This window comes from Prauserella oleivorans (genome assembly GCF_042685745.1).
Lineage (GTDB): Bacteria > Actinomycetota > Actinomycetes > Mycobacteriales > Pseudonocardiaceae > Prauserella_A > Prauserella_A oleivorans.
This window is the reverse complement of sequence record NZ_JBHUNT010000001.1, coordinates 3,836,426-3,861,793: the sequence shown is the minus strand read 5'-3', so window position 1 is coordinate 3,861,793 and position 25,368 is coordinate 3,836,426. Positions and strand designations below refer to the sequence as shown.

Genomic DNA, 25,368 nt, shown 5'->3' with positions numbered 1-25,368 from the left:
TGTGCAGTCCCTCGTGCGCACGACATCCGTCGCAGGGAGGAACTCCATGACAGCACTCCCCCAGCCCCACGTCGTCGCCAGACTCCGTGCGGCGGGCTGCGTCTTCGCCGAGGACGAGGCCCGTGTGCTCACCGCCGCGGCGCGGACCGAGGCCGAGCTCGCGGAGCTCGTCGAACGCCGCGTCGCCGGTCTGCCGCTGGAGCACATCGTGGGCTGGGCCGAGTTCCGTGGGCTGCGGATTGCCGTGGAGCCCGGGGTGTTCGTTCCCCGGCGGCGCACCGAGTTCGTCGTGGAGCTCGCACTCGCGGCCCTGCCCGACACCGAGCCCGTGGTCGTCGACCTGTGCTGCGGCTCCGGCGCGCTCGGAGTCGCCATCGCGACGGAACGGCCGCGCGCCCGGGTGCACGCCGTCGACATCGACCCCGCCGCGGTGCGCTGCGCCCGGCGCAACCTGGCGGCCCTCGGCGGCCGCGTCTACGAGGGTGACCTGTTCCGTGCGCTGCCCGTGCGGCTGCGAGGTCGGGTCGATGCCGTGGTCGCGAACGTGCCGTACGTGCCGTCGGCGGCCATCGCGTCCATGCCGCCCGAGGCTCGGTTGCACGAACCCGCGGTCGCGCTCGACGGCGGGCCCGACGGCCTCGACGTGCTCCGCCGGGTCGCCGCCGGCGTCGGCGACTGGCTGTCCCCGGGCGGCCGGTTGTTCATCGAGACGAGCGAGCGGCAGGCGGTGCCCGCGGCGGAGGCGTTCGCGGAGTCCGGCCTGCTCCCCCGGCTGGAGCGCTCGGAGGAACTCGGAGCCACCGTCGTCATCGGGCGCTCCGAGGCCGCACCCGACGTGACCTGAGCCACCACGGGACGTGCCGGGATGTCGGCGCGGTGACAATAAGCGGACGTTCATCCCAGGGAGGGCCCGTGCAAGAACCGCTGTTCGGTTCGGTGGACGAGGTCGTCGAGCGCCTGGCCGGCGCCGGGTACCTTGCCTCGACCGCCGTCGCCACCACCGTGTTCCTCGCCGATCGGCTCGGCAAGCCGCTGCTCGTCGAGGGCCCCGCGGGTGTCGGCAAGACCGAGCTGGCGCGTGCCCTGGCCACCGCGACCGGCAGTGAGCTGGTGCGGCTGCAGTGTTACGAAGGCATCGACGAGTCCCGGGCGCTCTACGAGTGGAACCACGCCAAGCAACTGCTGCGGATCACGGCGGCCCGCGACGAGGCTTGGACCGACACCCGTGACCACGTGTTCAGCGAGGAGTTCCTGCTCCCCCGGCCGTTGCTGACGGCGATCCGCAATCCCGAGCCGACCGTGCTGCTCGTCGACGAGACCGACAAGGCCGACGTCGAGGTGGAGGGGCTGCTGCTCGAGGTGCTCGGCGATTTCCAGGTGACGGTGCCGGAGCTGGGCACGATCACCGCGTCGCGCAGGCCGTTCGTGGTGCTGACGTCCAATGCGACGCGAGAGCTGTCCGAAGCCCTCAAACGGCGATGCCTGTTCCTGCATCTGGACTTCCCGCCGGCGGAGCTGGAGCGGGACATCGTGACACTGCGCGTGCCCGGTCTGGACGGCCGGCTGGCCGACGCGCTGGTGCGGGTCGTCGGCGCGCTGCGGGAGATGGACCTGCGCAAGGCGCCGTCGATCGCCGAGTCGGTGGACTGGGCGCGGACGCTGCTGGCGCTGGGCGCGGAGGCGCTGGACGAGGAGATCGTCCAGACCACGCTCGGCGTGATCCTGAAGTACCGGTCCGACCAGCGCAAGGCGTCCGCCGAGCTGCGCCTCGAGCGGGTCCTCGACTCCGCGGTGTCATGAGTTCGGCCGTGCTGCCCGCGCGGCTCGTGGAGTTCGTCGGGGCGTTGCGGGAACGCGGGATCGAGGTCGGTCCCGGCGAGACGGTGGACGCCGCGGCAGCCGTCGACGTGCTCGGCCTCGACGACCGCGGCCGGCTGCGTGAGGCGCTCGCGGCCACGTTGTTGCGAGGCGCCGGTCAACGGCCGGTGTTCGACGCCGTGTTCGACCTCTATTTCCCTGTCGCCGTGGGTGCCGCCGAATGGGCGGAAGCGCCGCCGTCGACGGTGTTCGAGCTGCGCAACGCCCTCGTCGAGGCTCTCGCGGCCGGTGACGAGGCGCGGCTGCGCGCGCTCGCCGCCACCGGGGTCGAGGCGTTCGGCGGATACGGCTCGGTGGGTACCGGCGGTGAGGGCGCCGACGGGGCGCAGGGCGGCGGGTCGGCCCGGCTCAGCGGGTGGTCGGCCTACCAGACGCTCGGTGAGATCCGGCCGGATGCGTTGCTCGACCGGGTGCTGGCCGCGATGCGGCAGGCAGGCGACGGCCCCCTGGGTGAGGCGCTCGCCGGCCGTGAGGCGCTGGCCCGGATCGCGGCGTTCCGGGAGCAGGTACGGGCCGAGGCGCGTCGCCGCACCGCAGAGCTACGTGGGCGGGAGCGCATCGCCCGGCACGCGGTGGATCCGGAGACGGAACTGGTGACGTTCACGAACGCGTCGGCGGAGCAGTTCGCGGCGATGCGCCGTGCGATACAGCCGCTGTCCCGCCGGCTCGCGACCCGGCTCGCCGCGCGCCGGCGCCGGGCCGGCCGCGGGCAGATCGACCTGCGCCGGACCGTGCGCCGCTCTCTCGGCACGGGTGGCGTTCCGATGCGGCCGGTGCTGCGCAACCGCCGTCCGGGCAGGCCGGAGCTGGTCGTGCTGTGCGACATGTCGGGCTCGGTGGCGGGCTTCGCGCAGTTCACGCTGCTGTTGACGCAAGCGCTCAGCGACCAGTTCTCCAAGATCCGCAGCTTCGCCTTCGTCGGCCTGACCGACGAGATCACCGACCTGGTGCGGGCCGGTCGCGACGAGCCCGAGCACCTCGCAACGCGCATCCTCGCCGAGGCCCGCCTGACCAGGTGGGGCATGAGCAGCGACTACGGCTCGTCGCTGAGCACGTTCGTCGAGGGTTGGGGCGACGTGCTGAGCCCGAGGACCAGCGTGCTGATCCTCGGTGACGGCCGCACCAACGGCGGCGACCCCAACCTCACCGCCCTGCGGGAAATCGCCGACCGCGCGCGGCACGTGTACTGGCTCAACCCGGAGCCGGAGTCGTCCTGGGGCACCGGCGACTCCGCTGCCCAGCAGTACGCCCGCGAGGTGCCGATGTTCGAGTGCCGCAACATCCGCCAGCTGTCCCGGCTGGTCACGGACCTGTTGCCGGGCTGAGCCGTCACGCGGGCCCGGCGCGGCGGCTCAGGTGTTCCCAGCGCCGGTGTTCGTCGAGGCGGGCGCCGACCATCTCCTGGACGAGGTCGTAGGAGGTGCTGCCGAGCAGAAGCCGTTTCGGCGGCTGGTCCATTCCGGCGATCTCCCGGACGACGGGGGCGGCCAACCGGGGATCGGGATCCTCCGCCTCGGCCCACGTCTCGGCCAGCCGGGCGCGCAGGTCGGCGTAGGCGTCGTCGGGGGTCGTGGCCGTGGTGCCTCGGGTGAACAGGTCCGTGGCGTAGCCGCCCGGCTGCAGGATGGTGACGTCGATCCCGAACGGCTCGACCTCCATGGCGAGCGCCTCGCTCAGTGAGTCCAGCGCGGCCTTGCCCGCCGAGTAGAGACCGACGGACGCGAACCCGCCGAGCGAGCCCATGGACGACACCTGCAGGATGTGCCCGCTTCCCTGTGCCCGGAGGTGTGGCACCACGGCCTGCGCCACCCACAGTGCACCGAAGACGTTGGTGTCGAAGTGGGCCCTGGCCTGGGCCTCGGTGATCTCCTCGAGCATGCCCATCAGCAGCTGGCCGGCGTTGTTGACCACCACGTCGAGCCGACCGAACGCGGCGGCGGCCTTGTCGACGGTGTCGAACACGGCCGCGCGATCCAACACGTCGAGCGGCAGGGTGACGAGCCGTCCCGCGTGCTCGGCGCACAGGTCGTCGAGCGGGGTGACGTCGCGGGCGGCGCCGACGACCCGGTCCCCCGTGGCGAGGGCCTCCTCGGCGAACGCCCGTCCGAGTCCTCGTGACGCTCCGGTGATGAACCAGGACGCGGGTCATGGCCGCTCCCTTCCTGACGTGAACCGAGACGTTTCGTCTCGTGTGTGACCAAGCGAAGCACGCTGGCCGGTGCTTGTCAAGACGAACCGTCTCGTTTCGGTTAGCATCGGGGCATGGTCACCGAACACCGTCCCGGCTCCTCCCGGCGCAGCGAGCGATCCCGCCAGGCGATCCTCGGCGCCACCCGAGCACTCATCGCGGAGGTCGGCTACGCGAAGCTCAGCATCGAGGCGATCGCCTCGCGCGCCGGTGTGGGCAAGCAGACGATCTATCGCTGGTGGCCGTCGAAGGGCGCCGTGGTGTTCGACGCGATCCTCGCCCTGAGCGAACAGTCGCCTGGAGAGCCCGTCGCCCTGCCGGACACCGGCGACCTCGAAGCGGATCTCAAGCAGGTCGTGCGCGCCACCGTGGCCGAGTTCAGCGACCCCGCGTTCGACGCTCCGATCCGTGCGCTGACGACCGAACTCGTCCACGATGCCGAACTCGCGGCGCTCTACGAGAAACGAGTCGCCGCGCCGGTGGACGAGGCCAAGAAGGAGCGCCTGCGCAGTGCCCAGCGCGCCGGCCAACTGCGTGCCGACGCCGATCTCGACCTCGTCCTCGACCTGCTCTACGCCCCCGTCTTCCGCCGCTGGCTACTCCGCACCGGACCGCTGACCGCCGAGTTCGCCGACGCGGTCGTGGAGGCGACGGTGCGGGCGTTCAGTCCCGCGGCCGGATGAGCTCGATCAGGTCGGAATCCGGTGTGTTTACTCAGTGTTGCCGCTCGGCCCGATGTCTTCGATTGGTACCGCCGTTCGGGTGCTGGAAGCTGCCCACCGGGAATATGTAGTTGCAGCAATCAAGTTATTTGTTATGTTGAGGTGACCGCCAGTCCACCCTTTCCCGAAGGAGTCCACTACGTCCGCGCACGCGCAGTCGACCGCCCCCGACGGCAGCATGTCCCATCGGCAGATCATGCAGGCCTTCACCGGTCTGCTCCTGGCGCTGCTGGTCGCGATCCTGTCCTCCACGATCGTGTCCAACGCGCTCCCGACCATCCTCGCCGATCTCAACGGCACCCAGAGCGAGTACACCTGGGTCGTCACGGCGATGCTGCTGACGTCGACGGCCACGACGCCGATCTGGGGCAAGCTGTCCGACCTGTTCAGCAAGAAGGTGCTGTACCAGCTCGCGATCGTGATCTTCACGGTCGGCTCGGCGTTGGGCGGCATCGCCCAGTCGATGCCTGAGCTCATCGGCTACCGCGCCCTCCAGGGCATCGGCATGGGCGGCTTGCAGGCTCTGATCCAGGCCGTGATCGGCGCGATGATCGCGCCCCGCGACCGCGGCAAGTACTCCGGTTACATCGGCGCGACGTTCGCGGTGGCCACAGTGTCCGGCCCGCTGCTCGGCGGCATCATCGTCGACTCGCCGCTGGGCTGGCGCTGGTGCTTCTGGGTCTGCGTGCCGATCGCGGTGATCGCCTTCTTTGTCCTCGGCAAGACGCTGCACCTGCCCGTCGTCAAGCGGGACGTGAAGATCGACTGGCTCGGCGCGACCCTGATCGTCGGTGGCGTCGCCCTGCTGCTCGTCTGGATCTCCCTGGCGGGCAAGGACTTCGCCTGGCTGTCGTGGACGTCGGTCTGGTTCGTCGTCGGTGCGGTGGTCGCGCTCGCACTTGCCCTCGTGGTCGAGTCGCGCGTGGCCGAGCCGGTGGTGCCGCTGCGACTGTTCCGCAACCGCACGTTCAGCCTCACGGTCGTGGGCACGCTCGCGGTCGGCACGGCGATGTTCGGTGGCGCGGTGTTCCTCGCGCAGTACTACCAGATCGCGCGCGGCTACTCCCCCACTCACGCCGGGCTCATGACCCTGCCGATGGTGATCGGACTGTTCCTGTCGTCCACGATCGCCGGCCAGGTCGTCTCCCGGATCGGCCGGACAAAGCCGTTCCTGGTCGGCGGCGCGATCGTGCTGCTGGTCGCCCTCGGCCTGCTGAGCACCATCGACCACACGACGAACCTGGCGCTCATGGGCGCCTACCTGGCGCTGATGGGCATCGGCACCGGCTGCCTGATGCAGAACCTGGTCCTGGCCGCGCAGAACACCCTGGGCATGCGCGACATCGGGTCGGGCACCGCCACGGTCACCTTCTTCCGAACTCTGGGCGGTTCCGCCGGCGTCTCGGCGCTGGGTGCCGTGCTCGCCACCGCGGTCGCCGACCACATCGCGAGCGCGGCGGCCGAACGTGGCCTGCCCACCACCGGCGCCCTCAACGGGGGCGGCGGGACAATGAACGTGGATGCGCTGCCTGGGCCCATCCAGGAGATTGTCCGCGCGGCCTACGGCGACGCCACCGGCACGATCTTCTTCTACTCCGCCGTCATCGCGGTGGTGACCCTGGTGGCGGTGCTGTTCATCAAGGAGACGCCGCTGCGCACCACCCTCGACATCGAGACGCCGGAACCGGCGCCGGATTCCGACACCGCCCCGGCGGAGGCGCCGCGCCCGGTGCAGGCGGTGCAGGTGCCCGCGCCGGCCGCCTCGAACGGCCACGCCCGGCCGGCCATGCACGGCGTGGTGACCGTGGGCGGCGAACCCGTGGCCGGCGTCGCGTTGACCCTCACCGACCCCGTCGGCAGCCAGGTCGACCTCACCCGGACCGGAGCCGACGGCGACTACCGCCTCACGGCGCCCACCCCGGGCCGGTACGTCCTCATCGCGGCCGCCGAGCACCTCCAGCCCGCCGCCCACACTGTCGAGCTCGGCACGGCGCCCGTTCGCCGGGACCTGGTGCTCACCGGCGCGGGCCAGGTCAGCGGCCGCGTCCGCACCCCGGCGGGCAGGCCCGTGGGCGGCGCGACCGTCGTGCTCACCGATCCGCGTGGCGACGTCCTCTGCTCCAGCCTCACCGGTGGCGACGGCTGGTACCAGTTCGCCGACGTCATCGGCGGCACGTACACCCTGGCCGTCACCGCTCAGGGCTACCGCCCGCAGGCGGCACCGCTCACGGTGCTCGACGGCGAGCGGCTCACCCGCGACGTCGAACTGCGGGCCGCGGGCCAGGTGTCCGGCACGGTGCGCTCGGAACTGAGCGGCCAGGCCATTCCGGAAGCGCGGGTGGTGCTGCTCGACACCGACGGCAACGTCGTCGGCGTGACGCTCACCGACGACCACGGCAGCTACCGCTTCAGTGACCTGGACCTCGGCGAATACACCGTGATCGCCAGCGGCTACGGTCCCGCGACGGCCACCCTGCACATCACCGGCGACGACCGGAACGAGCAGGACTTCGACCTCGGCTACGCCACCGGCGTCGACCGTCAGGACAGTCACGACAGCCGGCGGCCGTAAGACCGGACGGCGCCGGGTGGGAGCAGCGCCGCTCCCGCTCGGCGGCTCCGGCGTTTCCGGGCAGGGCGAACTACACTCCCGCCCCATGCCCACCCAGCCGCCATCCCGTCGCCCGGAGCTCGCCGAAGCGCTCGACCTGCAACCCCATCCGGAAGGCGGCTGGTTCCGGCGCACCTGGGAGGCCGGGCAGCGCTTCCGGCCCGACGGCTATCCCGGCGAGCGGCCGTCGGCCACCGCGATCCACTACCTGCTCGCACCGGGTGAACAGTCCCGCTGGCACCGCGTGCGCGCAGACGAGCTCTGGCTGTGGCACCGAGGCGGCGCACTGACGTTGACACTCGGCGGCACCGGCGACCGCCCGGATCCCGCGCCGCCCATCACCCTCGGCCCGGACGTCGAGCGTGGTGAGCAGGTCCAGGCGCTCGTTCCCGCGGGTACCTGGCAGGCCGCTCACCCGGCACGCGACGAGGCCGTGCTGGTGTCGTGCGTGGTCTCCCCCGGCTTCGACTTCGACGACTTCGAACTGCTCCCGGAGTAGGCAGGTCGCCGGGGACACGGTCAGTCGTCTCGTCGAGCCGTTCAGGCATCGACCGGCAGCCCGGACAAGACCAGTCCGCAACACACCCGTCCGGTCGAGCTCCGCGCCCACCGTCCACAGCGGAGCGACGTCCGGCCGGCTCGGCACGTAACCAGGTGATCGGCTGGCATCACCCGGGTTGTGCGTCGTCCGCCGCCGGCTCCTTCTCGGGCATGGGCTCCGTCCGGGCCGCCAGGAGCCGGTCCACGCGGGCATGTGCCTCGTCCCGCTGCGTCCGTAGCTCGGCCAACCGTTCCTCCCGGTCGACGAGGGCCGCTTCGGCCGCCACGGCGCGGGCCTCGGCAGCGGCGCGCGCCGCGCGTTCGTCCGCCAGTTCCTCGCGCGTCCTGCCCAGCTCGGCCCGCTGCGTGGCGGCGTCGTTCCGGGCGTCCTCCAGGTCCCGGCGGGCGTGTGCCAGGGACGCCTGCGTGGCCTCGGCACGCGCCGACGCGGCCTCGAGGCGTTCGGTGGCCAGCGCGTGCGCCGTGCCGAGCTCACTCAATTCCTGCTGCACGTCCTCCAGCCGCCGGGCCAGGGCCACGCGCTCGCCCTGCAGCGCGTCCAGTCGCTCGCGCGCCGCCCGCAGTTGCGCGGCGAGTTCGTCGCGCGCCTCGGCGTTGGCCTTGGCCGCCGACTCCGCCGCTCCCCGCGCGCGTTCGTGCTCGGCGATCTTCGCCCAGGCTTCCTTACGGACGGCCTCGGCCTCGGCCGCCACGCGCTGCGCGTGCTTCTCGGCCTCGCCGCGCGCGGCATGGTCGTCCCGAGCCTGAGCCAGTGCCCGCGCGCGCGCCTGGTCGGCTTGCTCCGCTCGGCGGAGCGCGTCCTCGGCCTCGCCACGCGCGGCGAGCGCCTGCTCCTCCGCCTGCCGGACTTGCGCCAGCGCCTGTTCCTCGGCCGTGCCCAGGCGGTTTTCCATCTCGCGGAGCGCGCTCAGCACCGGTTCCGAGGTCGCCGCGAACGCCTCCGCCGCGCGTCGCAGCTCCACCAGCGGGTCCACGACCGCGGCCGTGCGTGCGGCCCGTCGCTGGCGTGACGCCGCGTCGGCGTGTGCCTTGCAGCAGTACGACGACGGCCGCCCACCCTTGCGGCGCCCGTGCTCGTCCACGGCGGGTGGCGGCAGCGGGTTCTCGCACCCGTCCAGCGCACATACGGCGTCGACCGTGTCCGCGACGTTGTCCTGCACCTCCGGCGCGAGCACCGATTCGTCAGCCACGCTGGTAGTGTCGCGCACCCGATCTCCGTCCCGGCGTCACGGTGCACCCGCGCGCCCACCGGGTGTCAGGCCCGGTCCGCTAATGGGCCGTCCGCGGCGAACGCGAGCTTGGCGAATCGTTCGCCAATCCGGCGGTGGGCCGCGGGCCCGGGATGGAGGGCATCCGGCAGCGGGAGTTCGGCGAAGTCGGCCTCCCCGTAGAGGTCGCGGCCGTCGAGGTAGTACAGGCTCGGATCCTCGGCTCGTCGCTGCCGCACGATGTCCGCCAGCTCGCTGCGGACGACCTCCAACGTCAGCTTTCCGGCGGCGCGTTCGGCGGGATCACCGGTCGCGCGGAAGCGCACCTGCCCGGCTCGCAACGCGCTGTGGTCGAAGGCGCCCGGGCCCGGCGTGTTCTCGTGGATCGGACAGTAGAGGGGCGAGACGACCAGCAGCGGCGTGGCAGGGTGCCCTTCACGGATGGTGTCGAGGAACCCGTGCACGGCCGGGCCGAACGCCCGCAGCCGCATCAGGTCGGAATTCACCAGGTTGATGCCGATCTTGACGCTGATCACGTCCGCGGGAGCGTCCCGGAGCGCGCGAGCGGTGAACGGATCGAGCAGGGCGCTGCCGCTGAAGCCCAGATTGGTCAGCTCCACGCCGCCCGCGGCCGCGGCGAGGGCGGGCCAGATGGTGGTGGGGCTTGCGGCGTTGGAGCCCTGACTGATCGAGCTGCCGTGGTGCAACCACACGCGGCGACCGCGAGCCGGCAGGGGTTCGACCGGAGCATCGGTGTGCAAGGCGACGAGCTCCGTGCCCTCGTTGTGTGGCAGCCAGATCTCGACGTTCTTGGCGTGGCCGGGCAGGTCGGTGAACCGGGCGACACCGGTCGGGCCGGCCGTGTGCTCGGCCTTCCCGGTGGTCATGTCGAGGGTGATGGTGTCGCCGTCGGCGACGCTGGTCTGGTCGACGAGCCGGCCGTCGACGAGCAGGTCGTACACGCCCGGCGGGCGGGCCGGGGCGCCCCGGTACACGACCCGGGTGGGCAGGGTCTCCAGTTCGACGGCGCCCGCTCGGGTGCGAAACGCCAGCCGCACGCCCGACGGCTGGGCCTCTGCCATGGCGAGTCGCGCGTCGGCGCACTGGGCGCGGGCCCGAGCGGGCAGCCGGTGCGGCCGCACTCCGCGGCTGGTGTGCTCGAGTTCGAGCGCCCCGCGCACGAGATCCGCGGTGATCGGGGTGCTGATCCACTCGGGCTGATCGGTCATGCGTGCGCGTCCTTTCCGGGCGGGCCCACGTCGGTGCCCGCCTGAGCTCATTGCTGCGGGGTCCAGGGTCGCCGACCGGCGGGGTGGGTCGTCAACCGAGATTCCAATGGCCTGCCTCTGGTCGACTCCTTCACCGCCATCCGTCTCCGCGCCACCCGCGCTGTCCTCGCGCTCCATGAGGTTGGCCTCGGTCTGGCCCTCCCTCGCATCATCGGCCGTGAGCGCTCCACCAGGGCTTTTAGTTTCGCGCACGCGATAGTGAAACTAGTTACGCGTGTCGACAAACCGTGAATCTGGTTCATAAGAAGGCACCGTGATAATGCCTCTTATCACGGTGTGCTCGCGGGATGCGCCGGTCGATCGGCGCGATCCCACACGGGAGGGCGTCGGAAGCTCGGTCGCAACGACCCACGGGACAGGCCGGGCCGCCGGGCGAACTCGAGGGGTATGGGACGCGCGGGAGACGTGCACGGGCACCTGCGTGTGGTGGCGGCTGTCTGGGATGGCGGCCGGCCAAGCAGCCGGAGGCCCGCCCACTGCGCAGCCCAGACGCCGACGTAACACAGCTGGATCACCGCAGTGAGCTGAAACGGGGAAGCAGGAGCGGATCTTCGATAGCCTCACGTGTGGAGACCAGGGATCGACGTCCACACCAGCAAGAAGGCTGGGTTGTGACTGCCCGCGGCACGGATCAGCGCAGACGACCGAGCACATTCGCGGCCGCGCTCGCAGTAGCTGTCGGGGCCTGTGCCGTGCTCGCCCTCGTGATCTTGTATTTGCCGCGTCTCGTCGTTTCCTACGATCTGGCCGGCATGCAGGTCACAGCTCAGCAGCGGTTGACAGCGATAGGCGATGCGCGCCGGACAATGCTGCAGGCCATCGGTGGTGTGGTGGTGTTCTACAGCGCGTACGTGGCCTGGCGGCGACTGCGGCTGAACCAAGAGGAGCTACAGGCCACCCGGGATGGACAAGTCACCGAGCGCTTTACCCGGGCCATCGACCAGCTTGGCGACGGCGCCCTCGATGTCCGGATGGGCGGGATCTACGCCTTGTGGCGCATCGGCGAGACCTCCGCCCGCGACTGGGAGCCGGTCATCGCGATGATGGCGGCGTTTGTGCGGACACACTCTCCCTGGCCGCCGCCCATCGGAGCGACAGACGTATCCACAGAGGCGATCAACCAGCTACCACCATTGGAATCCCGCGCACCCGACGTGCAGGCAGCGCTCACTGCGCTGGGCGTGCTTTGTCACAAGGGCGCGCTCCGATCTGGCTGAACGCCGGTTCAACCGACCTGCGTAAGGCAGACTGCGATGGGCTTCACTTGCAAGGGCTCATCCTTGACCGCTGCTGCGCCGTCGCCGCCACGTTCTTCGAAGTCGGCATGACCAAGACCTCGCTCATGCACGCCGACCTCAGGCACGCAGACTTCAGCAAGACTCGGCTGGGCCAGGCTCGTCTTGACTATGCAGACCTACGGGGCGCCCGGCTGTACAGGACCTGTCTTGATGGTGCTCTCTGCACGGGGACGGACTTCCGCGAAGCAAACCTTCGGCAAGCTGACGCAACCCGTGCTTCCTTGGCGCGGGCCGATCTCCGCGAGGCCGACCTACGCGGCGCCAACTTCACCGCGGCAGACCTCAGCGAGTGCAGGTTCACCGGAGCACTCGCAGACCACAGCACACGCTGGCCATCCGGATTCGACCCACACGACGCCGGAATCGTGCTCACCGATCAGGCCGGTCCCGAACCCCACCACATTCCAGGCTGGACACTGCGCACGAACCTGACCCCGCTGAAGACCGGGGACTGAGTCGGTGCCCGGCTACGTCGGCGGCCGACGCGGCCTGGCCGTCCGCGCCGATCCTGACCCGGCACTGAGCCACCTCAAAAACCGGCTTGCTCGGCCGCGCGTTCGGCGCGGGCGAGCAACAGGTCGCGCTCACGCTGGTTGCGGGTCAGTTCCGCCGCCCGCTCGAACTCCGGGCGCGCCTCGGCGTGCCTGCCCAGCTTGGTGAGGAAGTCGCCGCGCACACTCGGCAGCAGGTGGTAGCGCGCGAGCGCCGGTTCGGTGGCGAGTGCGTCCACGAGTTCGAGTCCGGCCTCGGGGCCGTACGCCATCGCGACCGCGACCGCGCGATTGAGCTCCACCACCGGCGACGGCATGATCGTGCCGAGTTCGCCGTAGAGCGTGGCGATGCGCCGCCAGTCCGTCTCGTCCGCGGTCCTGGCGCGCGCATGGCACGCGGCGATCGCGGCCTGCAGGGCATACGGTCCGAGGCGGTCGGTCAGTGCCTCCGCACGGTCCAGTGCCGCCAGCCCTCGGCGGATGAGCAACCGGTCCCAGCGGCTACGGTCCTGCTCGAGCAAGAGGATCGGCTCGCCGGCGGGTCCGTCCCGGGCCCGGGCCCGGGACGCCTGGATCTCCAGGAGCGCCACCAGCCCGTGCACCTCGGGCTCCTTCGGCACCAGGTGCGCGAGGACGCGGCCCAGGCGTAGCGCCTCCGCACACAGCTCGGGCCGCATCCAGTCGTCGCCCGCGGTGGCGGAGTAGCCCTCGTTGAAGATCAGGTAGACCACCTCGAGCACCGACGACAGGCGGGGAGCCAGCTCTGCCCCCTGCGGCACCTCGAACGGAACCTTCTTCCGCGCCAACGTCCGCTTGGCCCGGACGATCCGCTGCGCGACGGTCGTCTCGGGCACCAGGAACGCCCGCGCGATCTCGTCCGTGGTGAGCCCTCCGAGCAGCCGCAACGTCAACGCGACCCGCGCCTCGGAGGACAGCACGGGGTGGCACGCCGTGAACACCAGGCGCAGCAGATCGTCGCCGATGTCGTCGACCTCGGGTTCGGGCTCGGCGCGGGACTCGAGGTCCCGCCCGAGCTCCTCGGCCTTGCGCGCGAACCGTTCCTGGCGCCGGAACTGGTCGATCGCCCGCCGTTTCGCGACAGCCATGAGCCAGGCGCCCGGATTCTCCGGCACGCCTGACTCCGGCCACTGTTCCAGCGCGGCGACGAGCGCGTCCTGCGCCAGCTCCTCGGCCACACCGACGTCGTGCGTCATCCGCGCGAGGCCGGCGATGAGCCGCGCCGACTCGATGCGCCACACGGCGTCGATCGCCCGGCGGGTGTCCGTCGCAGCTGTCACAACCGCATATCAGAGCACTCCGCCGGGGCGGGGACAAGACGTCAGCTCTGCTGCCCGGTGACCCGTTCGCGCAGCTTGTCCTCCGCCTCCCGGAGCTCGGGAGTGAAGTTGTCCCCGAAGTCCTCGGCCTCGGCGACCTTGCGGATCTCGATCTCACCCTCCTCGAACGGCACCCGCCGAGCCCACTCGATGGCCTCGTCCTTGGACTTGACGTCGATGATCCAGTAGCCGGCGATCAGTTCCTTGGTCTCGGCGAACGGACCGTCGACGACCGTCGTCTGCCCCTTGCCGGAGAACTGGACCCGCACGCCCTTCGAGCTCTCCAGCAGCCCGTTGCCGTCGAGCATGACACCGGCGTTGACGAGCTCCTCGTTGAACTTGCCCATCTCGGCCAGCTCCTGCTCGGTGGGCATGGCGCCCGCCTCGGACTCCTCGTTGGCCTTGACGATCAGCATGAACTTCATGGTGGTCTCCTCTGCGTCTATGGCCGGGCCCCTCTGCCCGCCTTTCACCGACGCGTCGAACGAGCCTCGCGCGGATCGACACACGGCGACAAGAAGTTTCCCGCTTTTTTCGCCGGGCTCGCGGCACAATCGACAGCACCATGATCGACAAGCCCGCGTCCACCGAACTCGCGCTCCGCTCGGCCACCCCGGAACTGCTGGCCGAGGCCGTGGAGGCGCTGCCCGCGCTGCCGCCCGCCGACCCGGCCGACCGCTACGCCGTCCGGCACGTGACGATGCTGTGGCTCAGCGTCGACAAGAGCGACCACACCCGGCGCGCGTACTACGCGGACCTCGCCGCGTGGCTGTCGTGGTGCGACCGGGCGGGGCTCGATCCGTTGCGTGCCCGGCGAGCCGACGTCGACGCGTGGAAGACCACGTTGACCGTCACCGGCCGCGACGGCCTGCCCCGCCCGGCCGCGCCCGCCACCGTCGCCCGCACGCTGGCCGGCGTCTCCAGTTGGTACCGCTACCTGCAGTCCAACGACGTCATCGACCACAACCCGATCGGCGCCGTGACCCGACCGAAGCGGGCGAAGGCCTCGCCGCTGCCCGCCCTCGACGAGCACTCCACCGCCGCCCTGCTCGACCACGCCGAGTCGCGCGCCCAGCGGCTCGGCAGTGAGGCCGCGTGGCGCGACGCCGCGCTCGTCGCGCTGCTCTTCTACACGGGGCTGCGGGTCTCGGGCATCACCACCGCGACCGTGGCCGACCTCGACCAGGACTCCGGGCACACGATCCTGCGCTACACCGGCAAGGGCGGCCAGCGCGACTTCGTGCCGCTCGTGGCGCCGGCGGTGCGTCCCCTCGCCCGCTACCTCACCGTGCGGGCCGAACGCGCCGGGGTACCCGCCGAGCGGCTCACCGGACCACTCCTGGCCACCACGCCGCATCCGCACGATCCCGCCAAACCGGGCGGCAAGCCGCTGCGGCAGCGCGACGTGTGGCAGACCCTACGCCGGTTCGCCGAAGGGGCGGGCATCCCGGCGGCCACCCGAATCTCCCCGCACACGGCCCGCCGCACCACCGGCACCCTGCTGCTCGCGCACAACGTGCCGGTGCAGAAGGTGCAGGACCTGCTCGGCCACGCCGACATCCGCACCACCCGCGACCGCTACGACGCGCACCGGCACAAGCTCGACAGCTCACCCGCGCACACGCTGGCGCAGATCCTCGCCGAACACCGCGGGACGGCGTGACACCCGGCGGCTGCCCGGACGTGTGACAGGACGTGTGACAGGACGTGTGACAGGACGTGTGACAGGACGTGTGACAGGACACAGCCGTCCCGGCGATACAGTGCCGGAAATGATCGAACGCTTCGTCGCGCTGGGCGACTCGTTCACCGAGGGGGTCGGCGACGACGACCCGGCCTATCCGAACGGCGTCCGGGGCTGGGCGGACCGCGTCGCCGAGCAGCTCGCCACCCAGCAGCCCGCGCTGGCCTACGCGAACCTCGCCGTGCGGGGGCGGTTGCTGCCCCAGGTGCTCGCCGAGCAGCTCGACCCGGCGCTGCGCATGCGGCCCGACCTCGTGACCCTCTACGCCGGGGGCAACGACCTCATGCGGCCCAAGGTCGACATCGACGCGCTCGCCGAGTCCTACGACGAGGCCGTCGGCAAGCTCGCCGCGACCGGTGCCACGGTGGTGCTGTTCACCGGTGTCGACGGCGTCGAGGACCCGGTGTTCCGGAAGATGCGCGGGCGCACGGCCATCTACAACGAGCACGTCCGGCTGATCGCCGCGCGGCACGGAACGCTGCTGGTGGACATGTGGGCGATGCGTGCCCTGCGGGACCGTCGCTTGTGGTCGGCCGACCGGATTCACCTCAACGCCCGCGGGCACACGCTTGTGTCGGCCGCCGTCCTCGAGGCACTCGGCGTCCCGCATCCGGGTGCCGCCGAGCTGGGTCCTCCGGAGCTGCTGAGCGCCCGGGCCCGGCGGGCCCAGAACCTGCGGTGGGCGCGCGAGCACGCCGTGCCGTGGATCCGGCGCAGGCTCCGGGGCGAGTCGTCCGGCGACGCGATCAGCCCGAAACGTCCCGAGCCGGGCCCGGTACTCCTGCCCGACCATCGCTGACCAGACACGAAGGCGCCCCCGCGACATGGTCGCGAGGGCGCCTTCTCCGACGACGGGCTACTGCTGCCGCGGCGGCGGCCCACCGTAGGGCGGGTTCTGCGGCGGGTACGGTCCACCGCCCGGGCCGGCCTGCGGCGGGTTGGGCGGCTGTGGCGGACGTACCTGTGCCGAGCTCGCGCCGAACGGTCCACCCGGCGGTTGCGTGGGCGGTTGCGTCGGTGGCTGCGTGGGCGGCTGCGCCGGGGGTGGCGGCGCCTGCTGCGGCAGCTCCTGGGCCTCGTCCGGCTCCGGCTCGGCGGGCCTGGGCGGGGTTCCGCCGAGCGGAGACAGCGCCGGCGGCGGGGTGGGCGTCGTGCCGGTCAGCGGCCCGGGAACCTCCTGACGCGCCACGGCCTCCGCCTCCCGCACCGCTTCGGCGACCTTCGGGTCGGTCGAGGTGTCGAACCAGCTCGCGACCTCCTCGTCGTCCAGCGGCGGCATCTCGACCTTGTCGTCCTTCGGCGGCTCGTAGCGGAACACACCGTCCTCGCCGGGTGCGCCGAGCGTGCGCGCGAACCCTTCGAGTGCCTTGCCGTAGTCGCTGGGCACGAGCCACACCTTGTTCGCGTCGCCCTGCGCCATCTGCGGCAGCGTCTGCAGGTACTGGTAGGCCAGCACCTCCGGCGTCGGCTTGCTGGCCTTGATCGCCGCGAACACCTTCTCGATCGCCTTCGCCTGTCCCTGCGCCTGCAGGTAGCGGGCGGCACGTTCACCCTGCGCGCGCAGGATGCGCGACTGCCGCTCGGCCTCGGCGGCCAGGATCGCGGCCTGCTTGGAACCCTCGGCCGCGAGAATCTGGCTCTGCTTCTGCCCTTCCGCCGTCTTGATCGAGGACTCCCGCTGACCCTCGGCGGTGAGGATCATCGCGCGCTTCTCCCGGTCGGCGCGCATCTGCTTCTCCATCGAGTCCTGAATGGACGGCGGCGGGTCGATCGCCTTGAGCTCCACGCGCGCCACCCGGATGCCCCAGCGGCCGGTCGCCTCGTCGAGCACACCACGCAGCTGCTGGTTGATCTGGTCACGCGAGGTGAGCGTGTCCTCGAGGCTCATCCCCCCGACGAGGTTCCGCAGCGTGGTCGTGGTGAGCTGCTCGACACCGACGATGTAGTTCGAGATCTCGTACACCGCGGCGCGCGAGTCGGTCACCTGGAAGTAGACGACGGTGTCGATCGAGACCGTCAGGTTGTCCTGGGTGATCACCGGCTGCGGAGGGAACGACACCACCTGCTCGCGCAGGTCCACCCGGGCACGAACCTTGTCCAGGAACGGAACCAGGAAGTTCAGGCCTGGCGATGCGACGGTCTTGAACCGGCCGAGGCGCTCGATCACCGCCGATTGGGCTTGGGGCACCACCATGAGCGCTTTCGCGACCGTCACGATCACGAACAGCGCGAGGATAGCGACCACTATGATCGCTGTTGTCGACAAGAGTTAACTCCTCTTCCTATTCCGAACCGGTTTCCACATCGGATTCCCGGCCATCACGGCTCGGCCGACACGACGGCCGTCGCCCCGGAGATCTCCACGACCGTCACCGTGGTGCCCGGATCGATCACCTGGCCTTCGGCGATGCTGCGTGCGGACCAGATGTCACCGGCCAGCTTCACCTGACCACTGTGGGCATCCACAGTAGACACGGTGAGCGCCTGCGCCCCGACGAGGGCCTCGGCATTGGTCTTGACACCCGGGCCGGCGAGGAACCTGCGCTTCAGCGCCGGTCTCGCGAGCACCAGCAGGCCGATCGACGCGACGCCGAACACGGCGACGTCGACGATCGCGTTGCCCGAGAACGCGGCCGAGCCCGCGCCGACGAGCGCGCCGATGCCCAGCATGAGCAGCACGAAGTCGCCGGACAGGACTTCTGCCACGATCAATGCGACTCCGACGATGAGCCAGATAAGCGCCGCTGTCATGCACACATGCTCCCAGATCGCCACCACCTGCACCGAGAAGATCACACGACGTGATCCACGCGTGACCTTCCCGGTGGATCGTCAGCCCTCCGGCTCGGTGACGAAGTCGATCAAGCGTTCGACGGCTCCGATGAGCGGCGTCTCCAGGTCGCGGAAGCTGCTGACCCCGGCCAGCACCCGCTGCCAGCCCTCGTAGGGCTCGCCCCAGCCCAGCGCCGCGCACACACCCTGCTTCCACTCGACGCCCTTCGGCACGTCCGGCCACGCGCGGATCCCCACCGACGACGGCTTCACCGCCTGCCACACGTCGACGTACGGGTGGCCGGTGACGAGCACATCCGGGTCGGTGATGGCCTCGACGAGCCGGGATTCCTTGCTGCCGGGCACGAGATGATCGACCAGGACACCGAGCCTGCGGCCGGGACCGGTACCGAACTCCGCGATGCGCTCGGCGAGCACGTCGACGCCGTCGAGCGGCTCCACGACGACGCCCTCGACCCGCAGGTCATGGCCCCACACCCGCTCGACGAGCTCGGCGTCGTGCTTGCCCTCGACCCAGATGCGCGAGTCGCGCGCGACCCGCGCCCGCAGTCCCTCGACCCGGACCGAGCCGGACGCCGACCGGGTGCTCGCGGGTGCCGCCGGGCGGCGGACGGGAACGAGTGTCACCGGCTTGCCCTCCAGCAGGAACGCCGCGGGGCCGAGCGGGAACACCCGGTGCCTGCCGTGGCGGTCCTCGAGGACCGCGTTGCCGTGCTCGAGCCGCACCAGCGCACCGCAGAACCCGCTCACCGGGTCCTCGACCACGAGCCCGGGTTCAGCGGGAACCTCGGGCACCTTGCGCTTGCGCGGACCGGCCAGGACGTCGTCATACGAGTGGGATCGCACGGACGCCGAACCTAGCGGGCGCGGCGGTGACGCGGCGGGATCGCCACGCCGGACACCCCGAGCCGGAACAGGGTCAGAACAGCGGCCAGGGAATGGCGCGCCAGTCGTCGCCCGGGGCCGGGAACTCGCCGTCGGCAAGAAGGGTGTCGGTGCGCCGCGCGAGGGCCCGGATCTCGCGCGGGGTGAGATGCGCGGCGAGCGTCTCGCCGAGGTCGTGGTCGAGCGCCCAGCGCAGCTTGCGGAGCTTGTCCATCGCCTCGTCCGGCAACGGCTCGCCGACCCAGCCCCAGAGCACGGTCCGCAGCTTCGGGTCGGCGTGCAGGCAGATGCCGTGGTCGACGCCGTAGATGCGGCCGTCCCGCCCGGCGAGCACGTGCCCGCCCTTGCGGTCGGTGTTGTTGACGACGACGTCGAGCGCGGCCAGTTCACGCATGCCCGGGTGGTCGGCGTGCGCGAGCACGGCGGGATCCCCGAGCCGGTCGTGGGCGTGCAGTACTACCCGCCAGTCGTCGGGCACGTCACCGGGCGCCAGGACGTCGACCAGTTCCTCGTCGGCCGTCTCGACCCATAGCTGCACCATGCCTTCGCCGAACGGGCCGTCCCGCAGCACCGTCGGCGGCACCTGGGCGAGCTCCGCGGCCTCGGCGACGAGGTAGGTCGCCACCTCGCGGCCGGCGAGCGTGCCGTCCGGGAAATCCCACAGCGGCCGTTCACCCGACACCGGCTTGTACACGGCTTGGGCGCTCACGCCGTCGAGCTCGATCGAGCAGAACAGCGTGACGTTCGAGGCGTCGACGAGCCGGCCCTCCACCTCGATCCGGCCGCGGGCGATCAGCTCCGTGGCGGCGGGATCCGCGGGATCGACATGCGCGTCTGCCACCTCGGCTCAGCCTTCGTCGGCGAGTTCCGAGTCACGGCGGTACCCGTTCTGCCGCGGGCAGATGTGCCCACTGGGATCGAGCGGTTCTCCGCACAGCGGACAGGGCTTGCGGCCGGCGTTGACGACACGGTCGGCCCGGGCGGCGAACGCGCGCGCGGCCGCCGGGGTGAGGAAGACCCGGACCGCGTCGGGGCCCTCCTCGGTGTCGTCCAGCACGACCGCCTCGTCGACCTCGCCCTCGGTGATGGCGAGCAGCTCGATCACCACCGCCTTGCTCTCGGCGTCCCAGCCGAGGCCCATCGTGCCGACGCGGAACTCCTCCTCGACCGGGACGTCCAGCGGGTCGGTGTCGACCAGGTCGTCGGGCACGTCCTCGGGCACGTCGGCGCCGAAGCGGCTGGCGATCTCCTCGAGCAGCGAGCTCAGTCGTTCGGCGAGCACGGCGACCTGCTGCTTCTCGATCGTGACGCTGATGGTGCGCACGTTCTCGGTCGCCTGCAGGTAGAAGGTGCGGTCGCCGGGTTCCCCGACGGTTCCCGCGACGAACCGGTCGGGCTGGCGAAAGACGTGGATGACACGAGCCATGGCACCTACGACCCTAGGCCAACTTCCAAGATCAGGCTCGCCCGGGTCGGCGGCTCGGGCCGGCCCGGTCGCATAGGGTGGCGCAATGCCGCAGATCGCGCCCTTCGGAACGTGGTCCTCCCCGATCCGTGCCGCCGACGTGGCCGCGGCCGGAGTCGTCCCGCAGTGGCTGGACGTCGTGGACGGGGCGGTGTGGTGGGCGGAAGCCCGGCCCGCCGAGGACGGCCGGGTCGCGCTCGTCCGGTTCCTCGACGGCACCGTCGAGGAACTGCTGCCCGCCCCGTGGAGTGCCCGCAACCGAATCCACGAATACGGCGGCAGGCCGTGGCTCGCGGTCGGTGACGCCCTCGCCTTCACGCACTGGGCCGACCAGCGCATATACCTGCGGGACCTGCGGAGCGGAGAGGTGCGGCCGCTGACCCCCGAACCGGCCGAGCCTCACGGGGTCCGCTTCGGCGACCTGCGCCCCGGGCCGGAGGGCGAGGTGTGGGCCGTCCGGGAGCGGAGCACCGGGCCGCGACGCACCGACGTCAGCCGGGACCTGGTCGCGGTCCCGCTCGCCGGCGGGGAGCCGCGGTCGCTGGCGGCGAGCCACCACTTCCTCACCGCGCCACAGCTCTCCCCCGACGGGCGGCACGCGGCCTGGCTGGGCTGGAACCACCCGGCGATGCCGTGGGACGAGACGGAACTGTGTGTGGCCGAGGTCGGTCCGGACGGCACGTTCGGTCCGCACCGGGTGCTGGCAGGTGGCTCGGGTGTGTCGGTGTGCCAGCTCGACTGGGAGGGCCCGGACACGCTGCTGGCCCTGCTGGACCCGGACGGCTGGTGGAACCTGCACCGCGTTCGGCTCGACGGCACCGTCCGCAACCTCGCGCCCGCCGAGGCCGAGCTCGGCGGCGCGCTGTGGAAGATCGGGTCCCGCTGGACGGTCCCGCTCGGTGGCGGCAGACATGCCGTGCTCGCGTCGGGGCGGCTGAGCGTCCTGGACGAGGCGACCGGTTCGCTGACCCCCGTCGCACCGGAGCTCACGGCGTGGTCGCCGTCGCTCGGCGTGCTGGACGGCGACGTCGTCGGGATCGCGGCCGGGCCCCGGACGGAGAACGCCGTCGTGCGTGTCGGGGTCTCCGACGCCACCGTGACCGCGTTGACGCCGCAGCCCCCGTTGCCGCCCGCGGAGTACCTGCCCGTCCCGCGGAACCGCACCTTCCGCACCGCGCAGGGCGCTGTGGTGCCCGCCTACGTCTATCCTCCCGCCAACCCGGAGTTCTCCGCGCCCGACGGCGAGCTGCCGCCCTACCTGGTGCACGCGCACGGCGGGCCCACCGGCCGCAACCACCCGGTACTGGACCTGGACTTCGCCTACTTCACCAGCCGCGGTATCGGTGTGGTGGCGGTCGACTACGGCGGCTCGACCGGCTACGGCAGGCGGTTCCGGGAGCGGCTGCGGGAGCAGTGGGGTGTGGTCGATGTCGCCGACTGCGCCGCGGTCGCCGAGGCTCTGGTCGCCGAGGGCACCGCAGATCCGGAGCGCATCGCCATCCGGGGTGGCAGCGCGGGCGGGTTCACCTCGGCGGCGTCGATGACGACCGTGGCTACCTACCGGGCGGCCACGATCAAGTTCCCCATCCTGGACCTGGCGGAGTGGACGGGTGAGGGCGGCGAGACCCACGACTTCGAATCGCGTTACCTGGACGGGCTCGTCGGGCCGCTGCCGGACACCGCCGAGCGTTACCGGCAGCGCTCCCCCATTCACAACGTCGCGACGCTGGCCGGGCCGGTGCTGTTGCTGCAGGGGCTGGAGGACGAGATCTGCCCACCGGAGCAGGCCGAGCGGTTCATCGCGGCGCTCGAGGGCACCGGCATCCCGCACGCCTACCTGGCCTTCGAGGGCGAGCAACACGGGTTCCGCCGCGCGGAGACGATCGTGGCGGCCCTCGAGGCCGAGCTCGCCTTCTACGGGCAGGTGTTCGGCTTCGCCACACCCGGTGTGCCCGTCCTGGAACTGCGCCGGTGACCGGCTGGGACGGGCGGCTGCGGCTCGGTGACACGGTCGCCGTCGTCGCGCCGGCAGGCCCGGTGCCCGGCGACCGGTTGGACGCGGGAGTAGCGGTGCTGCGGTCGTGGGGGCTGCGTGTGCGCTGCAGTGCCGGCGTGCGGGAGCGGCACCCCGAATTCGGCTACCTGGCCGGAACGGACACCCGCCGGGCACGGGACTTCCAGGACGCGTGGCTGGACCCGGACGTGGTCGCCGTGGTGGCCGCCCGCGGCGGATACGGCTGCCAGCGGATGCTCGACCTGATCGACTGGCAGGCCCTGAAGTCCGCGCCGCCGAAGTTGTTCGTCGGCTCGAGCGACACCACGGCCCTGCACGACGCGATCGGCGTCCACCTCGGGCTGCCCACCCTGTTCGCCCCGATGCCCGCCACCACCCACTTCGATCGCCGCGCCGCCGAGCATCTGCGGGCGACGCTCTTCGAACCGGACAGCGTCCGCGAACTGGGTGCGCCCGGTGCGCGCACGCTCGTTCCCGGCAGTGCGCGAGGCTCACTCGCCGGGGGGAATCTGAGTCTGCTCGCGGCAGGCGTCGGCACCCCCGAAAGCCGGCCCGCGGACGGCGCCATCGCACTGCTCGAAGACGTCGACGAGGACGTCTACCGGATCGACCGCATGCTCACGCATCTGCTGCGCGCGGGGTGGTTCGACGGCGTGCGTGGCCTCGCTCTGGGCTCCTGGACGAGCTGTGGCCCGGCCGGGGAGGTCCGGTCGCTGATGCTGGACCGGCTCGGCCCGCTGGGTGTGCCGATGGTGTGGGACCTCGGTTTCGGGCATCACGCCGGCGCGCTCACCGTGCCGCTCGGAGTGCCCGCGGAACTCGACGCGGACGCAGCGCGGCTCGTCGTCGGCGGGCCTAGTCTCGCGGCATGAGGTTGGACGAGGGCGACGCGCGGCAACGATTCGCGCAGGCCCGGGTGGCGCGGCTGGCCACCGCGGACCCGGCCGGGCAGCCGCACGTGGTGCCGGTGACGTTCGCCGTCATCGGCGACGAGATCGTTTTCGCAGTCGACGGCAAGCCCAAGTCGACCATGGACCTCCGGCGTCTGCGCAACATCGAGGCGAACCCGAAGGTGGCGTTCCTCGTCGACCACTACGACGACGACTGGGCACAGCTGTGGTGGGTGCGTGCGGACGGGGAGGCAGTGATCCACGACGACGGTCCGCGCTGGGAGGAGGCGGTGCGGGCGCTGCGCGTGCGGTACCCGCAATACGTCGACGCTCCGCCGCGTGGCCCGGCCGTGCGGACGGCGGTCAGCGGCTGGAGCGGGTGGGCGGCGAGCTAGCCGGCACGCCCACTGTGGCGGCGGTGTCCTCGACGCGGTCGTCGTCCGGGAGACGGCGCCACGCGGCGATGAGGCCGAGCGGATCCGGCCGCAGCAGCGAGGCCGCGCCGTAGAGGCTCGCGGCGATCACCCCGGCGATGAACCACCAGTCGTAGAGGCTCTGTTCACCCGTCGGGTAGTAGACGAGCACCAGGAACATCGAGATGCCCACGACGGCCGCGAGGTGGGTGCGCCGCCACGGGAACGCCGAGGCGATCACGAAGCCCCAGGTGAGGTACCAGGGCAGCGTCGGCGGGGCGAAGACGGCGACCGCGAGCAGTGCGACGGCCATCCGGAAGATCGCCTCATTGCCACCGTGCCGGGACAGCCACCACTGCCGCACCAGCACCGCGGCGAGCGCCAGCCACGCGAGCCCGCGCGCCACGGTGACGAACGGCGACACCTGCACGTCGACGACGACGTTGACGAGCGTGTAGAAGATCTCGCCGATGCCGGTCGGGAAGTTCAGCCAGTTCGCGATGATCTGCGGGGCCTGCAGGCCGGTGACCCAGCCGAGGTTGAACGACCCGAGCGAGAGCCACGTGCCAGCCACGAACACCACGCCGAAGATTCCCAGCGACGGCGTGACGGCTGTGACGAAGCGGCGGAACAGGGTGCGTTCGGCGGGCAGGTGGTTGGCCCACACCCACACCAGGAACGGCAGCGCGATCGCCGCGGTCGGCTTGATGAGCATGCCGACCGTCACCAGCGCGATCGCGACGGCGTGCTTGCGTTCCAGCGCGGCGAGCACGCCGACCGTGAGAAAGCCGAGCATCAGCAGGTCGTTGTGCGGACCACCGACGAGGTGGATCACGGTCATCGGGCTGGCGACGGCCAGCCACATCGTGACGGGCAGCGTGCCGCCGAGGTGCTTCACCAGCCGCGGCAACGCCCACAGCATGGCTCCGAGCCCGGCCAGGAGCACGACCCGCGTGACGATCACGCCGGCGATCATGTTGTTGCCGGTCACCGACACGATGCCCTGCGCGACCCACAGGAACAGCGGGCCGTACGGCGCGGGGGTGGTCTGCCACAGCGGGTGCACGTTCTGCACGACGTCGGGCAGCGTGTCCAGTGCCGCCGGGCCGTAGGCGTAGGGATCCAGCCCGTGGAGCAGTTGGGCGCCCTGGCCCAGGTAGGAGAAGACGTCACGGGTGAACAGTGGTGGCGCCACCAGCAGGGGCGCCATCCAGGAGAGCGCGGCGATCACCACCGGTCTCGTGCCGACCCGGCCGGCGAGGACGTAGCGGCCGAGCCGTACCCATGCCCACACCACGAGCCCGAAGCCGACGTAGAGCAGCGCCGTCATCAGCGCCTTGCCGTGGCCGTACCGGATCCACGACAACGGGCCGTTGCCGAGCACCGGGTCCCGGACGAGCACACCGGCCGCGCCGAAGGACGCCACGAGCACCAGGACGCTGCCGAGGACGCCCATGAACACGGTTCGAAGCGGGAAGCGCGCACCAGCACCGGGACGGGCGTCGGCCTGCGTCTCGGTGCGTGAATCGGCGCTGGTGCCGGCGCCGGGCACGGGGTCTGTGGTGGTCGCCATACTGAGGT

General features: G+C 71.5%; 24 protein-coding genes. 13 read left to right on the top strand and 11 right to left on the bottom strand.

Features of this window, described 5'->3' with window-relative positions:
* Positions 1-46 precede the first annotated feature (46 nt).
* From ACFSZT_RS18930 to ACFSZT_RS18920, 3 genes are all read left to right on the top strand, one after another.
* Positions 47-844: a putative protein N(5)-glutamine methyltransferase gene (locus ACFSZT_RS18930; protein ID WP_377390872.1), complete on the top strand. Its 798-nt coding sequence runs from the start codon at positions 47-49 to the stop codon at positions 842-844.
* 68 nt (positions 845-912) lie between these two features.
* A complete protein-coding gene (locus ACFSZT_RS18925; protein ID WP_377390870.1) occupies positions 913-1,800 on the top strand; it encodes an AAA family ATPase in 888 nt (295 codons plus the stop codon).
* Positions 1,797-3,203 (top strand): vWA domain-containing protein, encoded by a 1,407-nt coding sequence (locus ACFSZT_RS18920; protein ID WP_377390868.1) that lies wholly within the window; start codon positions 1,797-1,799, stop codon positions 3,201-3,203. The genes ACFSZT_RS18925 and ACFSZT_RS18920 overlap by 4 nt, the downstream gene beginning before the upstream one ends.
* A gap of 4 nt (positions 3,204-3,207) precedes the next feature.
* On the opposite strand, the gene ACFSZT_RS18915 is transcribed toward ACFSZT_RS18920, so the two are convergent.
* Positions 3,208-4,008, bottom strand: a complete 801-nt coding sequence (locus ACFSZT_RS18915) for an SDR family NAD(P)-dependent oxidoreductase (RefSeq protein ID WP_377391569.1) — start codon at positions 4,006-4,008, stop codon at positions 3,208-3,210.
* Positions 4,009-4,140: 132 nt separating this feature from the next.
* Between ACFSZT_RS18915 and ACFSZT_RS18910 the strand changes: the two genes are divergently transcribed.
* The 3 genes from ACFSZT_RS18910 (at position 4,141) to ACFSZT_RS18900 (ending at position 7,898) form a co-directional block, all read left to right on the top strand.
* Positions 4,141-4,749: a TetR/AcrR family transcriptional regulator gene (locus ACFSZT_RS18910; RefSeq protein ID WP_377390866.1), complete on the top strand. Its 609-nt coding sequence runs from the start codon at positions 4,141-4,143 to the stop codon at positions 4,747-4,749.
* A 217-nt stretch (positions 4,750-4,966) separates the two neighbouring features.
* Positions 4,967-7,360, top strand: a complete 2,394-nt coding sequence (locus ACFSZT_RS18905) for an MFS transporter (protein ID WP_377390864.1) — start codon at positions 4,967-4,969, stop codon at positions 7,358-7,360.
* Positions 7,361-7,445: 85 nt separating this feature from the next.
* On the top strand, positions 7,446-7,898 hold the full coding sequence (locus ACFSZT_RS18900; protein WP_377390862.1) for a cupin domain-containing protein: 453 nt from the start codon (positions 7,446-7,448) through the stop codon (positions 7,896-7,898).
* 169 nt (positions 7,899-8,067) lie between these two features.
* Here the strand turns inward: ACFSZT_RS18900 and ACFSZT_RS18895 are convergent, their stop codons facing one another.
* Positions 8,068-9,150 carry a hypothetical protein gene (locus ACFSZT_RS18895; RefSeq protein WP_377390860.1) on the bottom strand — a complete coding sequence of 361 codons (1,083 nt, stop codon included), beginning with the start codon at positions 9,148-9,150 and terminating at the stop codon, positions 8,068-8,070.
* Positions 9,151-9,215: 65 nt separating this feature from the next.
* Positions 9,216-10,397, bottom strand: a complete 1,182-nt coding sequence (locus tag ACFSZT_RS18890) for a GDSL-type esterase/lipase family protein (RefSeq protein ID WP_377390858.1) — start codon at positions 10,395-10,397, stop codon at positions 9,216-9,218.
* Between the two features lie 671 nt (positions 10,398-11,068).
* On the opposite strand from ACFSZT_RS18890, the gene ACFSZT_RS18885 reads away from it, so the two are divergent.
* Together ACFSZT_RS18885 and ACFSZT_RS18880 are read left to right on the top strand one after the other, a co-directional pair.
* Positions 11,069-11,674, top strand: coding sequence for a hypothetical protein (locus ACFSZT_RS18885; protein ID WP_377390856.1), 606 nt, complete (start codon positions 11,069-11,071; stop codon positions 11,672-11,674).
* A gap of 107 nt (positions 11,675-11,781) precedes the next feature.
* Positions 11,782-12,210 (top strand): pentapeptide repeat-containing protein, encoded by a 429-nt coding sequence (locus ACFSZT_RS18880; RefSeq protein ID WP_377390854.1) that lies wholly within the window; start codon positions 11,782-11,784, stop codon positions 12,208-12,210.
* Between the two features lie 74 nt (positions 12,211-12,284).
* On the opposite strand, the gene ACFSZT_RS18875 is transcribed toward ACFSZT_RS18880, so the two are convergent.
* Positions 12,285-13,544, bottom strand: coding sequence for an RNA polymerase sigma factor (locus tag ACFSZT_RS18875; RefSeq protein ID WP_377390852.1), 1,260 nt, complete (start codon positions 13,542-13,544; stop codon positions 12,285-12,287).
* Positions 13,545-13,585: 41 nt separating this feature from the next.
* Positions 13,586-14,008 (bottom strand): YciI family protein, encoded by a 423-nt coding sequence (locus tag ACFSZT_RS18870; protein WP_377390850.1) that lies wholly within the window; start codon positions 14,006-14,008, stop codon positions 13,586-13,588.
* Positions 14,009-14,148: 140 nt separating this feature from the next.
* On the opposite strand from ACFSZT_RS18870, the gene ACFSZT_RS18865 reads away from it, so the two are divergent.
* Positions 14,149-15,246: a tyrosine-type recombinase/integrase gene (locus tag ACFSZT_RS18865; protein ID WP_377390848.1), complete on the top strand. Its 1,098-nt coding sequence runs from the start codon at positions 14,149-14,151 to the stop codon at positions 15,244-15,246.
* A gap of 109 nt (positions 15,247-15,355) precedes the next feature.
* The gene (locus ACFSZT_RS18860; RefSeq protein WP_377390846.1) at positions 15,356-16,126 is read left to right on the top strand and encodes an SGNH/GDSL hydrolase family protein; all 771 of its coding nucleotides are present in this window, start codon (positions 15,356-15,358) and stop codon (positions 16,124-16,126) included.
* A gap of 57 nt (positions 16,127-16,183) precedes the next feature.
* Here ACFSZT_RS18860 and ACFSZT_RS18855 read toward each other — a convergent pair whose 3' ends face one another.
* The 5 genes from ACFSZT_RS18855 to ACFSZT_RS18835 form a co-directional block, all read right to left on the bottom strand.
* Positions 16,184-17,521 (bottom strand): SPFH domain-containing protein, encoded by a 1,338-nt coding sequence (locus ACFSZT_RS18855; RefSeq protein WP_377391566.1) that lies wholly within the window; start codon positions 17,519-17,521, stop codon positions 16,184-16,186.
* A 125-nt stretch (positions 17,522-17,646) separates the two neighbouring features.
* Positions 17,647-18,078, bottom strand: coding sequence for an NfeD family protein (locus ACFSZT_RS18850; RefSeq protein ID WP_377390844.1), 432 nt, complete (start codon positions 18,076-18,078; stop codon positions 17,647-17,649).
* A gap of 81 nt (positions 18,079-18,159) precedes the next feature.
* Positions 18,160-18,966 (bottom strand): DUF3097 domain-containing protein, encoded by an 807-nt coding sequence (locus tag ACFSZT_RS18845; RefSeq protein WP_377390842.1) that lies wholly within the window; start codon positions 18,964-18,966, stop codon positions 18,160-18,162.
* A 73-nt stretch (positions 18,967-19,039) separates the two neighbouring features.
* Positions 19,040-19,846, bottom strand: a complete 807-nt coding sequence (locus ACFSZT_RS18840) for an SCO1664 family protein (protein WP_377390840.1) — start codon at positions 19,844-19,846, stop codon at positions 19,040-19,042.
* Between the two features lie 6 nt (positions 19,847-19,852).
* Positions 19,853-20,431, bottom strand: a complete 579-nt coding sequence (locus tag ACFSZT_RS18835) for a DUF3090 domain-containing protein (protein ID WP_377390838.1) — start codon at positions 20,429-20,431, stop codon at positions 19,853-19,855.
* A gap of 85 nt (positions 20,432-20,516) precedes the next feature.
* On the opposite strand from ACFSZT_RS18835, the gene ACFSZT_RS18830 reads away from it, so the two are divergent.
* Genes ACFSZT_RS18830 through ACFSZT_RS18820 form a run of 3 tightly spaced genes read left to right on the top strand, consistent with a single transcriptional unit; the run spans position 20,517 to position 23,769 of the window.
* On the top strand, positions 20,517-22,445 hold the full coding sequence (locus ACFSZT_RS18830; RefSeq protein ID WP_377390836.1) for a prolyl oligopeptidase family serine peptidase: 1,929 nt from the start codon (positions 20,517-20,519) through the stop codon (positions 22,443-22,445).
* On the top strand, positions 22,442-23,356 hold the full coding sequence (locus ACFSZT_RS18825) for a S66 peptidase family protein (RefSeq protein WP_377390834.1): 915 nt from the start codon (positions 22,442-22,444) through the stop codon (positions 23,354-23,356). Before ACFSZT_RS18830 ends, ACFSZT_RS18825 begins: the two co-directional genes overlap by 4 nt.
* A complete protein-coding gene (locus tag ACFSZT_RS18820) occupies positions 23,353-23,769 on the top strand; it encodes a TIGR03668 family PPOX class F420-dependent oxidoreductase (protein WP_377390832.1) in 417 nt (138 codons plus the stop codon). Before ACFSZT_RS18825 ends, ACFSZT_RS18820 begins: the two co-directional genes overlap by 4 nt.
* Here the strand turns inward: ACFSZT_RS18820 and mptB are convergent.
* Positions 23,738-25,360 (bottom strand): polyprenol phosphomannose-dependent alpha 1,6 mannosyltransferase MptB, encoded by a 1,623-nt coding sequence (mptB, locus tag ACFSZT_RS18815; RefSeq protein ID WP_377390830.1) that lies wholly within the window; start codon positions 25,358-25,360, stop codon positions 23,738-23,740. The genes ACFSZT_RS18820 and mptB overlap by 32 nt on opposite strands.
* Positions 25,361-25,368: the final 8 nt, after the last annotated feature.